This is a genomic window from Tissierella sp. MB52-C2, assembly GCF_030931715.1.
GTDB lineage: Bacteria > Bacillota > Clostridia > Tissierellales > Tissierellaceae > Tissierella.
On the sequence record NZ_CP133261.1, the window covers coordinates 3,075,182 to 3,092,720 of the forward strand.

General features: G+C 31.7%; 7 protein-coding genes. All 7 read right to left on the reverse strand.

What is annotated here, in order from left to right; all coding sequences use genetic code 11:
* Positions 1–6: 6 nt before the first annotated feature.
* Positions 7–2,988 (reverse strand): hypothetical protein, encoded by a 2,982-nt coding sequence (locus tag RBU61_RS15590; protein WP_308876560.1) that lies wholly within the window; start codon positions 2,986–2,988, stop codon positions 7–9.
* Between the two features lie 248 nt (positions 2,989–3,236).
* Positions 3,237–4,670, reverse strand: a complete 1,434-nt coding sequence (locus tag RBU61_RS15595) for an S-layer homology domain-containing protein (RefSeq protein WP_308876561.1) — start codon at positions 4,668–4,670, stop codon at positions 3,237–3,239.
* Positions 4,671–4,678: 8 nt separating this feature from the next.
* Complete coding sequence (locus RBU61_RS15600) at positions 4,679–6,328, reverse strand: hypothetical protein (RefSeq protein WP_308876562.1); 1,650 nt, start codon at positions 6,326–6,328, stop codon at positions 4,679–4,681.
* Position 6,329: 1 nt separating this feature from the next.
* Positions 6,330–12,515 carry an IPT/TIG domain-containing protein gene (locus RBU61_RS15605; RefSeq protein ID WP_308876563.1) on the reverse strand — a complete coding sequence of 2,062 codons (6,186 nt, stop codon included), beginning with the start codon at positions 12,513–12,515 and terminating at the stop codon, positions 6,330–6,332.
* 11 nt (positions 12,516–12,526) lie between these two features.
* Complete coding sequence (locus RBU61_RS15610; RefSeq protein WP_308876564.1) at positions 12,527–13,900, reverse strand: hypothetical protein; 1,374 nt, start codon at positions 13,898–13,900, stop codon at positions 12,527–12,529.
* A 101-nt stretch (positions 13,901–14,001) separates the two neighbouring features.
* Positions 14,002–15,102: a S41 family peptidase gene (locus tag RBU61_RS15615; protein WP_308876565.1), complete on the reverse strand. Its 1,101-nt coding sequence runs from the start codon at positions 15,100–15,102 to the stop codon at positions 14,002–14,004.
* A gap of 24 nt (positions 15,103–15,126) precedes the next feature.
* On the reverse strand, positions 15,127–17,538 hold the full coding sequence (locus tag RBU61_RS15620) for a sulfatase-like hydrolase/transferase (RefSeq protein ID WP_308876566.1): 2,412 nt from the start codon (positions 17,536–17,538) through the stop codon (positions 15,127–15,129).
* Position 17,539 lies beyond the last annotated feature (1 nt).

The window sequence follows — 17,539 nt, forward strand, 5'->3', positions numbered from 1 at the left end:
CTTTTATTATTCAGCGTCTTCTTGAGCAGCTTTATTAATTATTACCTTAATATTTTCTTTTATTAACTCTTTTGATTCTGTGCCTTTAGCTTCTTTTACTACAAATACTGCTGATACTACGTTTCTATCGCTAATAGTTAAATCTCCAACTACTTTGAAGTTATTAGCTGTTACTTTGTAGTCTTCGCCAGCTTTTTCAGTAAGATATGCTTCTAATGCTGCTTTTACATCTGCTTCTTTAATGTCTTTATCTTCAGTAACTTTTAATTCAATAGCTACACCAGTAGTAACTGCTTTTTCTACATTAGTTACCGCAGCTTCTAAGTTTGCTTTTGCATCTACTTTAGTTACTTTTTTTCCATCTGCGTCTACTACTACTAATACATCTTTATTAAGTTTTGACTCTTCACCATTAATTTTCACTGTAACATCTTTGTTTGGAGTGATTTTCATGTCTGCTGTAATTCCTTTTACACTTACTAGTTTATCTGTTGATAAAACTAAGTGTTTTACTCTACCCTTAATAGTTAGTGTCTCACCTTTTATAGCTTCTATAACTACTTCTTCGATAGTATCTAGTACTTCTACGTCGGCATTTGGAGCATTTATAGTTAATTTATCAAGGTTACCTTTTACTACAAATGTTTCTCTTGCATCTGTTTTTAATGTTATTTCTTTTACATCATCTTTTTTAGCTTCTATTAAAAAAGTTCCGTCAGCTTGTTTAGTTATAGTATAGTTTGCATTGTTGCTAATAGTTCCAGCTACAAAATTATATACTGTTTCTGTGTTTAATCTGTTTCCGTCTATATCTTTTAATACATCTAAGATTCTTAATTCTTTGTAGTCTGCTACTTTGAAGTCTGGTATTATTAAAGTAACTTCATAACCATTTTTCTCAGTTACTATTCTACCTTTTAAGTCTTTAACATCTTTTCTAGCATTTTTTGTATTTGTGAAGATATAGTTTGTTTCATCTTCTGCTATATTTCTATCTACTTTTTTCGTGAATTCCATAGTTACATGAGTTTCATTTCTTCTTTCATCTACAGTTACTTCTTTAACGCTGAATCCTGTTGATTGTCTAAATTTAAACTCATAGTAATCTCTGTACATTTCATTTCTTCCTGATGCGAATCTTTCTACTTCTAATACATAATCCATTTCATTTTCATAGTAGTTGTCACGATCAGTATTTCTAGCTTTCCATTCTTTTAGGGAATGAAGTTCAATAATTATAGTATCTTTTACAAGTTTACCATTTTTATCAACGTCATATTTAACTGCATCTACATGGTCTTTTGATACATCATTTCTTCTTAGTACATCTCTTTCATATAGACCAATGTGTTTTGTGTAGTCAAACTTAACATCATCATTTTTATCCATAAAACCTGTAACATCTTTATCAAATCTTAATGTTATCTTAGCTTCGCCTTTAGCAAAGTTTGTTACTTCTATTTTCTTTTCAATTATTTCTGGCTCTACATTGTCTAGAATTTCTCTAGCTACCATATTAGTTTTTTCCATTGCAACTTTTGAATGGTTTGTAACGTCTACTATAGTAAAATCTGTTCTTGTTCTTAAGAATTCTTCATTGAATTCATAACGAACTCTGTTTGTATCTATTTTTGTAGCTTTATCTGCAAAAATTGTATGTCTTCCAGATAAATAAGAGATATTTCCTACATTACTTCTATTATCATATGCTTCTACTGAATCAATATAAATGTCTTTATCAAATACTACTTCTACTACTTTGTCGTTTCTTAATATAACGTCTTCTACTTTTGGAGCAACATCATCTTTAACTACTTCAAGATCAAAGTCTTCTTTTCCTGTTTTGAATCCTGCAAAGTCAGTTAAACCTGTAATAGTTAATGTTTTAGCATCTTTGAAAGTTTCTTTAGAATATGGTGTTAAGATTGTTTCTCTACCATATGATTCAACATTCATAGCTACGTTTTTACCATCTACTACGAAGTTTCTACCTCTATCTGTACCTTCATATATGTCTATTGGTTCATTTGTTATAACTTTGATACCATATTCACCTAGAACTACTACGTCTTCTACTTTTGGTAAAGTATTATCTCTAGCTATGAACTTGTATTCTTTGTTTACAGCTTTATCTATACTTCTTACTCTTAATTTGTATTCTCTACCATCTAATAAAGCTTTTTCTAATAAGATGATAACATTGTCACCTTCTACTGTAGCTTTTACAACATTGTTATCTACTACTTTGTAGTTGTTAGTATTTACTAATTTGTCTTCATCTACTAATTTAGCGTTTGATAATTCTAATACTACTTCTTTTAAGTTTTCTGTATCATTTACTTCTGCTGTTAATTCTTTAGCTGCTGGTGCTTCTGGCATTTCAATTCCTAATTTTTCAGCTAAAGTTTCTTTTGAATCTTTCATTGTAAGTCCTAGAGCGTTAAATGTCATTAATGCCATTTGTCCTCTAGTGATTTCTGTAGTTTGTGCTAATTCTAAACCTTTTAAGATTCCTTCTTCGTTAGCTTTATCAAATACTACTGAGTATTTGATGTCTGATGCGTCTGTAGTATCTACTTTGTATCCTAAAGCTTCGAAAAGAACTCTTGAATATTGTTGAGCTGTTAAGTTCTCACCAAATCCAAATACTTTTTCACTGTGTCCTACGAAAAGACCATTGTCTTGTGCCCATGCTAATGGTGCATTGTAGAACTTGATTTTAACGTCTTCATAAGTTGGTAATTTTGAGAAGTTTTTAGCTGCCTCAATTTCACCTCTTAATTGTGCTACTAATATTACTGCGTCTTGTCTTGACAGTTTGTTGCCAAGGTTTAAGTTTCCGTTTTCGTCACCTACTAATACTTTAACAGAATTTAGGAATGCTCCTGCTTCTGCTTCAGTTGTTACAGTATCAGCTGCGAAAACTGTACCGAATGTTCCTAGTACCATAACCATTGCAAGTACTAAGGATAAAATTCTTTTACTCATAGTCTATTGACCTCCTTTAAAATTATAAATATTCTGCAAAATTGTTTAATTTTGCATTCTATTCTAGATTATAGCATTTATGGATTGTAAAATCAATCTCAAAATGCTAATGTAACAAATTTGTAATATTACTATCAAATCCGTTACTTAAATTACTTATGGTATTAGTATATACTAATATCCGCTGTAATACAATTACAGTTATATTACAGTTGTGTTACAAAGGGGGACCCCTTCAAATTTATATATTAGAATTCTATTATATTGTCTCTATAGTCCTTTTGTAGATCCTTTTCTAAGAATTCTAGGAATCTTACTATTAGGCTTGATGCTTCGGCTCTTGTCAGTGTGCTGTTTGGGCTTATTCTATTTCCCTTGTCTCCATCAAGTAAGTTCAGTTCCTTTGCCATGTATATACTATCCTTTGCCCAGTTAGGTATATCTCTATCATCGGAGAAGGATGTTATATATCCTGGGTTTGGTGCTCTGTTTTCAAATCCTAAGGCACGTACTAGTATTGTAATGGCTTCTGACCTTTTCAGAGATTTATTTGGTCCAAATAGATCCTTTGATATTCCAGAAACTATATTTTTCTCTACTGCTGATTTTACATATTTGTAGTCTTCGTTTGAAATAGGTATATCTTTAAAGTATGGCACTTCTTCTGGTTGATTTCTTTTTCTACGGGTTTTCTTTGTTTCTTCCATTGACGTCCTTATATCTGACGCTTTCATAATTGCCTTTGTAAAGTCTAGTCTTGTCATTGGTGCATCTGGAGCAAAGGTGCTACTATTGCCTTCAAATACATCTAGGGAATATAGTTTTTTTATATTTTCTTCTGCCCAATGACCGTTTACGTCTCTAAACTTTGGTACTATTAATCTTTCTAGCTTTGGTACCATATCTTGACTTAAGGATATAGTTCCATGTTTCTTTGATAGTCTATAATCATATTTAGATACTACGTTGTTCTCTGTAATTCTAATATGTCCTCCATGAAAGCTTGAGTAGTTTGGATCATTTTCAGAATATCTCAAACTCTTTGTCATACTATCTGATACTTGGTGAGTGTATGAGCCTTGGAATGAATCTTTTCCCAAATCAGCTGTAATTATATGATCTATGATTTGAGTTTCTGTGCTACCCCAAAAGTTTTCATAGCCTACATTTCCACCTGTTATATCTATGGTTATGTTACCTTGACCTCTGTTGTAATCATAATACTTTCTTCCCTTTATATTGCCTGAATAAAAATCAGAAGCTGCCCGCTCATCTATTATATCTGATTTTGAAAATTGATAATCTGTAAGGTCATAGGTGTCATTTCCAACTCTTATGGTTTCCTTATATTTAGATACCGTAGTCTGTCCTATGGTTTGTCCTACGCCTGTATGTTTTGACAAACTAGTTGTATATGTTACTGTTCTATCTAGCTTTCCTAGAACTTTAGGGTCTTCTGATTGCAATTTAAATTTATAGGTTACGGATTCTTCCTCATTTTTTATCTTCCCTGATACACTATAGCTTCCTATAAATTTTATAGGTTGTCCTGTAATAAATACTATTTCCTCATACTGATGCTCGTTCTGTACTCCACCTACAAATTCTAGAGGTGTTGCCATGGATGTATATGGTGTTAATAAACAGATGATCAGTAGTATTAAAGTTGTTTTTATTTTCATATTCCACCTCATTTTATGATAATTACCTTTGCCATATTGTCATCTCTTACCATGTAAAGTCTGTCTCCTGCCTTTACATCATTTACAGTAATTCTTTGTCCATTCTTTATAATCATGGCTTCCCTTAGATATATATTAAGAGTTGAATTTTTTTCCATCCACTGGTCATTGATTGTACTCCAATCCTTCCCATCTCTTAACTTTAGGAACCATCCCATATTATTATCTTCCACTGGATTAGATTCCACTATGCCTATGGTAGTTCTTTGCTTTAAAAGGGAGTCCATGGACCTTTTTATAAAGGCTGCTGAAATTCTATCTCCATCCGTATATAAATATCCATACCAATCTCTAGTTCTATTTCTCCTATTGTTTTCATCTGCGGAGTAGTTCCATGAGAAGAATTCTTTAGGTGAGACTTCTTTATTTTTTTCCATATCATATATAAATGTATCGTCATCATAGAAGAACTCTTTTTCATCATTAAAAGATTCCCAGTCGTTCTTATCTAATAGGAAGAAGTCTTTTAGGTATACTATATCTTCTAGTATTGTGTTTAATCTTCCTGCATATAGTTGATCTTGTCCTATATTGGAGTTATTTATATTTTCATTATATATATATACTAAGTCTGCCGTTAAATCTTTTCCTCTTCCATCTGCTATAATAAGCCCATCAGATCCTGAGTTTAAATTATATACATCTACTAATCTATTGTTTTTAACTACTATGGTTCCATCGTGGAAGTTAATATTTCTATTGTTTCCTAATTCCAGCTGACTGCTAAACCAATTGATTTCTTTTATTTTTTCAGAGAAATTATTTTCATATTGTGCCTTTACTACCATTCTTTCTGCTTTTTCTTTTCCAAAGTAGTCCTTCATTGCCATGTAAACTGTCTTACCTTTATAGTGTTTTAGATTTTTTGTATCTATCTTTTGACCCCCTATATATATAGGAAGGTTTCCGTCATAGGGTACTTTTATATTTTTCCCTAAGGACATCCATCTACCATTTCTAAATACTTCTGCTTTCTCTAAGGCTATTATATCTTGCAATGAATCTGATACTGTTAACTGTCCTTTATATATATCTTTAATAAGAATGGAATCTCCTTGAATACTTATTCTACTTATATAAGATGTATCTATTTCATCAAAGAAAAGCTTTACTCTATCTCCTACGTATAGCTGGCTTAAGTTCGTGTTTTCCTTATTCCTCAAGACTACAGTAGCAGGGGAAGTAAAATATACTTCCCTTTTCCCTGTAGGTAGTTGGATTTCTAGTTGGTCTCTATCTATTTTTAGAACAGTACCTACTCTTACTTTTTCTCCTGGCTGAATATAGGCTGGATTATCTACTGAATAGGCATCCATATATTTTATGCTTCTGCCTTGTAGCTCTATATATACTTCCATTCCCCTTTTGAAGTCTGATGTCTTTACAGGTCTTCCATCTATTTGTAATACTACATTTTTAATCATGGGAATGGTATATATTGTACCACCGTATTCTTCTACTTTTATTTTATTATCTATGGCTTCTATGAAGTATCCTTCTAGAATCCCTTCTTTGTAAATATTGGTTCCTTGTACATTAGCTAAAGAAGCATTTGTAAATAGTAATACTATTAATAATATAATGCTTATTTTTTTCATATTATCGCCTACTTCCTATTACAGTGTATATTCCTAACCTACTGATTCCTTGAACCCTTATCCATAACTTCCCACTATAGTCGTATCTTACTAATTGAATATTATTCAATCTACGGCTTTGTACTTTTAGAATATCATGGTCTAGCGAAAACATAATGTTTCCATTTAGATGCTCTATATTTGAGCTATTTTTTCCTATATATATGCTTCCTTCTAATAAATAGGTAGTTCCTAAAATTGTGCTTCCTGCTTTAGCATCTATACTTCCCTTGTAAGTTAAAATCTTAAATACTACACCTGCATTTGAATTATCCTTATTATTTATTATGTCGGAGTTTTTAAATACACTTGGATTAAAGTTCATGTTATAGTCTTTACCAAGAACCGTTATTTTTCCAGTGGAGCTTGCTATAATACTGGCTGGAATCCTAATGGATATATCCTTCACTCCTTGCAAACTTCCTCTAGTTAAGTCTATGGTCATTCCCTTAGATGTGAAATCTTTAGATCCTATGACTATACTAGCTTCGCTTCCATTTCTATTTATTACAGTATTTTCTCCTAGTTTACCATCATTGTCTATTGGACCTACATCTCTTCCTGTAGTGATTATATTACTTTGTGATTCTTTTATTGGCTTAGATGTACCATATTTTCCTATGGCTCTTACTAAAACCTGATACCTAGTATTTGGCTTTATTTTCTGAACTGCGTAGGATGTTAATTCTGTTGAACCTATGAATTCAAATTTTCCACCATCTTCACTTATATATATCTCATATTCAAAGGCTTCTTTAACTCCTGTCCAAAATACTCTAATAAATTGATCAAATACTACTTCTATCCTTACATCTAAAGGAGCCCCTGTTTCTGGTATACCATAGATTATATTGTATATATTAGTAGCACTTTTATCTGGATTTATAACTATAACTCCTTTATCTCCTAGTTTTCCTGGAGGAGTTGTGACTAATATAGTTTGTCCATCTACTACTTCTACTTCTGCACCATCAGCTCCACCTTCTATTACATATCTGTCTGCTCCTATGGTAATATAGTCTGTTGCCTCTTCTTTATCTGTTAGTTGTCTCAAATTCGGTACAAATACTACTCTTGCACCTTCCATGAAGTCACTTCCTAAGATTTTTATTCTTTCTCCACCTTCTATGGATATGGTTTCTATAATCCTTCTATCATCTTCAGGACTAACTACGGAGCTTATCTTTGGATTACTTACATAGGTAAAGGCATCCTTTAACTCTGCCATTCCCCCATCTGGGTTTTCCACTTTTATTCCCACTTTTCCTGCTTCATAGGCTGGAGTTCTTAGAACTATTTTATCTATACTTATGGAAATTATATCTTCTTTTGGTACTCTTATTTGTTTATTTCCCTTAGTTATATATACTTTTAGTTCTCCTCTGTTATCTATCTTTTCCCTAAAGTCTTTACCTTCTATGGTGATTACTGTTCCACCTGAAGTTGGTCCAAAGCTTGGAGTTACTTTTGTTATTTGTAGTCCTGTAACTTCTGGCATGATAAATCTAATTTCTATATTTCCTGAATCACAAGTTCCACCATCTTCATTTATTACTTTTAGTTTATGATAGGTATTTATATACCTACTATCTACTGCTGGCATAGTAAATCTTAAGGTATTTGATATGGCTTCATCTGGTTCGTATTCTATAGGTACATTTATTTTTATATCTCCTATTTCTATTTTTACAGGCTTCCTAAAATCTCTACCTTGGATTTCTATAATATTTCCACCGAGATAGTTTACTTCTATTATGGTTCTTCCATCTTCTACTTGATAGCCTGGTTCTTCATCCTTTAGTATATTTGTGATTTCAGGGTTACTATCTGGGTTCTTATATTCAAATTCTCCCCTGGCTTCTCCTCCATCTGGATTTATAACTGTTATTGGAACTTTGCCTACAGTATAGTAATTTGGAGTGATTACATTTATATGTCCTTGATTTCTTAATGTAGCATTTGGAGAAAATCCTCTATCTATTCTAAGTCTAGAAGTGGTACTTGCTCCTGGTAGTCTTTCTACTTTTATACGAACTAGTTCGTTTCCATTATAGGAATTTCCATCTGAGTCTTTTAGTAGATTTATTGGAAGGAATATTTCTTCTCGGTCATAATCAAAGGTGTTTTTATATTCTACCTTTGCATCTCCTACTCCTTCTGTAATGATAACCATTAGCTTTCCATTTTCATATTTTATAGTAAGATTTCCTATTTCAATATCTTTTGTTCTGTTTTCTGAAAAATTTCCTGTGTTTTTATCATCTGTGCTAGTTATACTTTTATTGGATACAGATTTATTGTTATTGTCTCCAAATTGTACTAGCTGTATAGTTTTTCTTCCAGTAGGTATATTAGTTGAATTATATACTCTGATATTACTTATAGTAAATCCTTCTCCTAAGATTTCTACCTTATCCCCACCTTGTTTTCTGCCTATACTCGGGCTTACATTTGTTATTTTGGGTGAAGAAGCTTTATAGGTGTATATTACCTTATTTGATATACCTTGGTCATTATTTACTAGATATACATCTACCGCCCCTGCTTGTCCCTTTGGAGTTTTTACTTCTATCATTGTAGATGTAAAACTTACAATAGTAGCAAGTTCTCCGCCGAAGTAAATTTTAGGAAGGATCTTTTTATCTCCTTCAGATAACTCTTCCATTTTCTTACCTCTTAAATCTGTCCACTTCCCATCTCCATTTAGTTCTGTATAAGGTTCCCCATTATCATATTCCAGATTGTTGTTCAAGTCCTTATATGGCTCATAGAATCTAAACTCTGAACCTTCTACATATACTGTTATATCTCCTGCTGCACTTCCTTCTTTTTCTATTACATTATTTATTTTAGGGTAACTTATGGGAAGTATATAGGTAAATCCATCTTCTTTTTTCCCACTACCTCCATCTGGGTTTACTACTACTACCGGAACTGTTTTCCTATCCATTTCAGTTTCTGTAGATAAATCCCCTGGATATTTTGGCACTTTCACTATTATACTTTTACGGTCTATGGATATTTCCACATCTTTTGAATCTACTTTTACCCCACCTATGAATACAAATGTTTTATTGTCTCCTCCATTATCTATAAATTTTTTGCTTTCACTTCCAGTGATTGTTATATAATATCCTCCATCAACTGACCCTTCGTTTGGTTTTATACTTACAATATCCAAATTATATTCTGGCTGAAAAGCATAATAAAACCCATTATTTCCAGTTTTAGAGTCTCTAGTTGTATCTGGATTGACAATAGTTACATCATAATATCCTTCTCTACCCATTGGTGGTACTGTAAATTGTAATTCACTGTTATTTATTACCTTTACTTTATTTCCTGTGATTTTACCACCTGTTACAGCATAAGGAGTCATTATTTTTAAGATTTTTCCATCGATTTCAATGGAGTCATTATTTACTGTTAAATCATATTCTTTTCCATCTCTAAATCCTACTATTCCACTACCTCTTCCTCTTAATATATATATTCCTCTATCTCCATCTGTTAGTTTCACTTGTCCTGTTTTAGTATCGAAATAGATTGTATAGTATATAGGATCCGTAGTACCTTGTTTTAGGATTACACTGTAATAGTAATCCGATAGTACTATATTTCCGCTTTCATTTTTGATTATATCTTCTGTTGTTTTATACTCCTGTAATTCTATTTGTCCTGTTTGCGAGTTTCTATTGTATTCATTTATATCTTTTCCACCTAAGAAAACTTTGGTTCCTATAAGTTTATCTACTCCATTTCCACTTAAATCTTTAACCAATGGATTTGGAAGAACTAAATTCTCACCTTTTATAGTTACTAAAGTATCTACTGTACCTTTTTTAGGGTTAAAGTCTATGAATCTAGGTCTTGTATATGTCTTTACATAGGAAAATGGATAGTGTACAGCTGCTCCACCTTCTTCATTTTGTACTATTATCTGTACAAATCCCTCTGGTTTTGCTGGTGCATCAAAGGTTATTTCTGTACCTAATTCATTTCTCTTGGCATTTTTGATTTCTTCTCCATCCATATATACTTTTACTCCGGGGAAGAATTTTTGTCCTGTTATAACTACTCCTTTTTGTCCTTCTATGGTAACTACATTTGGTGTAACGGAAGTTATAGTTGGAATTTTATCTTCTTCTTGATAAGTAAATTGTATCTGCCCAGGGTTACTTGTATATCCAAGTTCTGTCGAGTTATCATTTCTATTAGGGTTTACCACCCATACATCAGTATTTGATCCTAAAAATCCTCCATCTAGTCCACTATTTGGAAGGTCTTTAGGTATAGTTATAAGAATTTTAACTCCTAGATCATTTCCGAGAGAACCATCAACCTCATTACCATTACTATCAAATACCTTTATCTCTACATTATTGTCTATATTTTTATTTAGCTTTATTTGGTTACCTATATTTATTTCTGGATACTTTTGTCTAACTATACCATTTTCTACATATCTATAAACTGAAAAATTCTTTCCATATATGGCTATCTTCATACCCTCTATAGATGTCTTATAGCTGTTATCTCCCACTTTATCTACTGGTATCTTGTTAGGTGTTATGGTTGTTATTTCTGGTCTATAGCTTAATTGCTCAAAGGTAAATGCTCTTTTCTTCTCTACATCTTCATTTAAGGTTATTTCTTCTGTTATTTCAGCCCCATTTTCATCTTTATATCTATATCTTATTTTAGTTTCCATTTCTAGAGTTACATCTTTTATTGGATCTGTTTCTTCATCTGTGACCTGTGGCACTCTAACTTCTATACTATCAGTACCCTTTGGATTAAGTGCGGAACCTCTCCTAAAACTCAAATTATTACCTACTACTCCTGTGACTTTCCTTTCCAAGAAGAGTACCTCTACAGGCTCATTGTTCTTTCCTTTTCTTATGGCGTTGTACCTACCAATTACTTGTGTTCCATCTCCATAAGTAATTGTAAGAGCATCCTTAATTGTCTTATCATTTTCATCTATCGTTTCTTCAGGATTAAGAACAGGCACTACACCTTCGTTTAAGGTAAATATATTAGGACTTATACTTCCTAGAAATCTTCCTTTAATAGTCGCATCTGTTCCTGTAGCCGGCCCTTTATTTGGAAGTATCTCTGTGATTGAAGGCTTATTTGCATCTGATATTATTATAAATATATTGCCGGCAAAGGTCTTAGAGCTGCTTACCACCTTATTAGGGTCTTCATTTTTATTTACCTTATTGGTCAAGACCACCTCATAGGAACCTTGAGGCAAATTAGGGACTTTAAATATATATTTATCTTTTGTACCTTCTGCATCTTTTTTATATGAAACAAATTCTCCCATACTCTTAATTTCATATAAATCATCAATATTCTTCTTGAAAAACACACTCATTTCTTCAATAAGTTCATCTGCCAGTATGGATACTAATGTTTCTGGTGCTCCTTGATTTGGAGTCATGGTTATTTCATCAGATATATTTAAATCTCCATATACTGAAAATACATCTAAATAATAATGTTCTCTTTTTACTTTTACTCCTGCAACTAATTCATTATGCTCAAATACTACATCATACTTTCCAACTTCAGTTCCCATCTCTTTAACTATTTTTTTATCCTTAATATCACCTGCAACTATACTTATAGGAGTACCTGCTGGTTTAAAGTAGGCTGTGATACTACCCTTTCCTATTTCATCAAGTCTATCTCCTGTTATAGTTATTGTTTCACCAGTTTTTACTATTCCATTGGCTGGAGAGGTATCCTTTACAGTTGGCATTGTAAGGTCACCTATATCATATCTCTTTGTGCCATTTATATCATCTGATACTATGATTTCTTTACCTATTCCACCTAGTTTATCTATTTCTTCACCTGTTAGTACATACTGCCTAAAGGTTTCTGTACTGTTATTATCTGCCACTAAAATCTTACTCATATTTCCCCCTAAGTCTATATGAACAGTGGCTTTTCCTAAATTTCTTCCTATTAATTTTACTATGATTTTATCTATTCTTTTATCTTTACGAAAGTTTTTTATAATATCTACTTCTGTAACTTCCGACTTCTCATCCTCTGCCCATACTACTAAATCATTTATAGGAATTGCCCCTAATATTATTGCAAAGGCTAAAATAAAACTTAATACTCTTTTCAAACTTCTCCCTCCTATTCTACTACTACAAAGATGCCAGGTTTATTTGTTATTCCCTTTACTTTTCCATCTATAAATTCCGTTATAGCTATTGTTTCTTCAAATTTCCTTAATTCCTCATCATATCTTAGGATTTTCAACCCTCTACCATCTGATTCAAAGTATGGTATTTCTATGGTTAAACTGGTGAAATCAAAATTACTTCCTGATACTTCTATGAAATTAGATTTGATATTTTCGCCTATTAACTTTCTCATCAAAATTTCTGCTATGCTTTTTTCTACTCTACCTACTCGTAATTCTATGTTTTTTTCATCTGCATCTCCATGAAGCTTCAAACTTCTTATGGATACATTGGTCCATTTAGATTTCAATACTAGTTCACCTAAGTTATCACTCCATGATACAGGGTATTCTATGCTTCTCACCCATGTATCACTACCCATTAATTCGTCTAAATCTATCTCTAAATAGTATTTATCTATATGTCTAGATCGTAGCTCCAATATGGTCTTACTTGAGTTTAAGTCTTCCTTTACTATACCAAGATTAGTATATTCATTTACTCTATATTCTTCATTTGGTATATGATCTCCTTCTTCTACCACCGAAAACACTCCATATACCATAGATGTGTCATAGCCCCTGCCGTTGCTTATTATTATATCGTATAGCCCTACTGGTAATCCCCTTCGTGGTAGATATATATGTAGTTCACCATCGTATACATTTACTCTATCTGGACTATAGATTCTGCCTGTATTAGCTTTAAATTCTACATAGGTGTTCTCATGAAACATGGAACCTTCTATAACTATTGGATAACGCCAGTCATAGGATTCTACTATGGATCCTTCATAAAGCCTTTCTGCCTTTGGAAAGTAATTTGTAGTAAAAGACCATCTATATTCTGTGTTTCCAGTTTTTTCTATATCACCAGTGATATTTCCAATTATCTTTTCTGGAATATATCCATTGTATGTTTGATTGTCTTTTAGTTTTTCTCTTAAAGGTATATTTAGTGTCAGCTGTTTTTTATCTTTATCTTCTTTTATTTTCATTTCTTTGGTGCTGTCCACTATATTCTCACTTTCGCCTTTTATATTTAAAGTAATTCCTTGTGGGTAATTACTTAGAGGTTTTATCCCATTTTCTATATTATCAAATACCACTGTGAGATAATATCCTTCTATATATTCTCCAGCTGTCTCTGTGGGAAATCTTTGAAATAAATGTTCTGGATTAAGATACTTTTCTTTATCCCTTGGTACAGTATTTATAACTTTGGGTCTAGACCTTTCTGTGTTCTGTGTACTTGCTCTTACATCCAATGGAAAAGTTCCTATGGCTAAAACAATTGCTAAAATTATACTAAATATTTTTCTCATCTTGATTCCCCCTAACAATCATAATTCCTCATATATATCTATCGACAAAATATGGTAAACCTTAAGGCAAAACAAAAATAAGGCAAGGAAAAATTCCTTGCCTATTTTAAAATCTCTATTGCCTTATTTAACTGTAAATCTTTGTCTGTATTCTCTACTTTTATATCTGGATCTATTCCCTTCTGGTGAATAGATGTTTTATTTGGTGTTAGATATTCTGCTGTAGTCATTTTTATTATACTTCCATCATCTACAGGCATTAGAGTTTGTACTATTCCTTTACCAAAGGTTTTTGTACCTATTAATGTTCCTGCTTTTCTATCCTTTATGGCTCCTGCTACGATTTCTGATGCTGAGGCTGAGTTCTCGTTTATTAATACTGCCAGCTTATATTTAGATTTTTCTAAGGTGGATATATGGGTTAATAAAGGCTTATTTCTTTCTTTTATATGGACTACATCTCCCTTTGGTACAAACAAGTTAGATATAGTTACTGCTTCACCAAGCTGTCCACCTGGATTATCTCTAAGATCTAGTATTACTTTTTTGATACCTTTGTTATCAAATTCATTTAAGACTTTTTTTGTTTCTGTAGTGGTGTGAGAATTAAATTCTTCTATTTTTATATATCCTATTTTATTTTCTAGAATTTCTGATTTTACTGGATTTACCAGTATAGTATCCCTCTCTACATTAAAAGTTAAAACTTCTGTATTTCTCTTAATTCCAAGTTTTACTGTTGTTCCTTTTTGTCCTTGAATCATAGTAGATGCTTTTTCTAACCCTATGTCCTTTGTATCTATATCGTCTATAGATACAATAATATCATTCTCCTTTATTCCTGCCTTTTCTGCCGGTTGATCTTTTAATGTATTTTTTATATTTATATATCCTTCTTTTTCCTCTATGGTTATACCTATACCACCAAAGGTACCGTATAGATTTTTATATATAGTTGTGGCTTCTTCCGGAGTATAGTAGTCGCTATAGGGATCTATAGATTGAAGCACTCCCTTTAGGGCACCTTCCATTAATCTGTTTTGGTCAATGTCAAAGGGGTAATTTTCCTCTATATAATCTAATACTTGTACAAAGAAAAGTAAGTTAGCTTCTTTTTCATCATATACATCTTGTGCTTCTGCTAATGTAATACTTGGTACCATCAGCGTTAAAATAAGTATAAATATTATGGTTTTTTTCATATATACCCTCCTCAAATTAATAATCTATTTTATAAAGCCCCCAAATATTCCCTTTCTTTGTATTTTTTTAAGTTCCCTTTCATTTGTTATATTGTCTAAATAAGAATTGACTCCCAGTTCACTAATCTTTTTCACCAAATCCGATTGTAATTGGAATTCAGCTATTGTCACACCAAAGTGAGGGTATCTATTTAAGAAGTCTATGATTTCATTTTCATTATAATTTTCACTTCTTATATCCAATATTACATTCTTAAAGCCCATATATGATACAGGTATATAGTGATAAAAATATTTTATTTCTGGTATAAATCTGTATCTAAATTCTTCATATTCTTCTTTTAATTTTACAAATATATCTTCATCTTCTTCCATAGTTCTTAGTACTATATATACATCTTCTTTTTCCCTAGCCCATTTTGCTAAATCAGCTATTGTCATTTTAGATATATTGTTTTTTATTATTATCTTCTGTTCATCTTCCCATTCTAAGGTAACAGCTAAAAGCCTATATCCCTTATTATAATCTTCCTCTAGATCCTCAATAGATCCATAATCACCTGTTTTTATAAACTCCTTATTTTCTATCTGAACATCTTCCAGTTGACTTAGATTTATCTGCCCCTGATTTTCCATATAGATTCCTAGTACATCTTTCTTTAAAATAAATTCCGATTTATTTATTTCTTCTGTTGCTCTTTCATATTGCTCTCTAAACTGTTCAACTTCTAATTCTTCTCCAGTTTTAATATTTATAGCTCTGCTATGTTCAAATATACCGTCTCTAGATACGACAAATAATGTGTCTTTATCTATGAAAGACCCTTTTAACATATATGTCTGTGGAGCTACAAAATTATTCCCTGTATAATTTGTCAAATCCCTGCCGAATATCAATCCCTTTTCATTTTTATATCCCATAATGTTCATAATAGTAGGGTAAAAATCTAAGGGGCTGCCTACTGTGGATATGGTCTCTTTAATTGTTTCTCCTGGTATATTGATAATCAATGGTACATTCATCATACTATCAAAATCATAGGGCTGTCCTAGAAATTGTGACATCATATCTTGTACTTCTTTTTGAGTACTGGATATGGCAAAATGGTCACCATACAATGCTATTACGCTTTCTTCATATATTCCCATTTCTTTCAAATTCTCGATAAATTCTCCTATATATTTATCTGTATAATGTATGGCTTGTAGATAGTTACCTAATAAAGTATCACTATGTTCCTCATTTAAATTTAATCCATGATACTCTTCAGACATTTTATATGGGGCATGGGAGGTTAAAGTTATTAAAAAGGCATAAAAAGGATTCTCATCTATACTATCTAGTTCTTTTATATATTCTGTTGATTGTTTTAAAAAGTCTTCATCTCTTAGTCCAAAACCAATTGTATCTTCAAATTGGTAATCTTCTTCAGATACGAATCTTTGAAACCCCTGTGCAACATATGCCTTTTCTCTATTCCAAAATTCCTTCTTATATCCATGCATAGCCCACGTAGTATATCCATTGTCTCGAAGCATCCAAGGCAAGCCATGGAATTTATTGTTCTCATATTGTACATAGCTTGGCTCTTCCATGGAAGGATATATGGAGTTATGTGATACGAACTCTGCATCAGATGTATTTCCTCTTCCTATTAATTGATAATATTTGTCATAATAGACGGAGGAACTATCGTTTATAAGTTTGTTTAAGTTTGGTGTGACTTCTTGTCCTTCATATTCCATATTAATTACAAAGTTTTGTAAAGATTCCACTTGTAGTACTATTAAGTTTCTGTCTTTTCCTAGGCTAGATAATTTTCCTTCTTGTATTTCTGTTCTATTTTTCAACTCATTAATGTCTTCTTCAGTTAATCTGGTATTTACCTCTTTTGAAAAGACTTTATTAATGTTATTCGCCACATCTATAGCATGAAAAGAATAAAACTCTTGTGCCTTTACAGATTGATTTTGATCTGTGACATTTACATATATTACAGTCAATGCTAAAATTCCTAATATTATATAGCTTCTTACCTTTTTTGATATAGAGAATTTTATCTTATCTGCCTTATATAAAAGTATAAGTATCAATATAGGTATATCTAGTATTAATAATAAGTTTTTTATATCTACTAAGTACTTTATACTGTCTCCTACTGCGGTCAATTGCTTGGTTTGACTTAGCATGGCCACTGATGGCAAAGATGCAAACTGCATATAATATATTACATCAACAAACATTATAAAAGATACTAAACTATAAAATACTATTATAATTCCATTTTTATACTTAAATCTAGATTGGTCTATTAAAGATATAATTAGTAAGGTAATCATGCATGTAATCAAAAATATTGCTAATTGATTGAATTCCACCTTAGTAATGTTCATATATAAAATTGTTTTTAATATAAATAAAATTGATAATATCATT

Coding starts and splice junctions, on each gene's coding strand:
- RBU61_RS15590 (WP_308876560.1), bottom strand. CDS start 2,988: ATGAGTAAAAGAATTTTATCCTTAGTACTTGCAATGGTTATGGTACTA.
- RBU61_RS15595 (WP_308876561.1), bottom strand. CDS start 4,670: ATGAAAATAAAAACAACTTTAATACTACTGATCATCTGTTTATTAACA.
- RBU61_RS15600 (WP_308876562.1), bottom strand. CDS start 6,328: ATGAAAAAAATAAGCATTATATTATTAATAGTATTACTATTTACAAAT.
- RBU61_RS15610 (WP_308876564.1), bottom strand. CDS start 13,900: ATGAGAAAAATATTTAGTATAATTTTAGCAATTGTTTTAGCCATAGGA.
- RBU61_RS15615 (WP_308876565.1), bottom strand. CDS start 15,102: ATGAAAAAAACCATAATATTTATACTTATTTTAACGCTGATGGTACCA.
- RBU61_RS15620 (WP_308876566.1), bottom strand. CDS start 17,538: ATGATATTATCAATTTTATTTATATTAAAAACAATTTTATATATGAAC.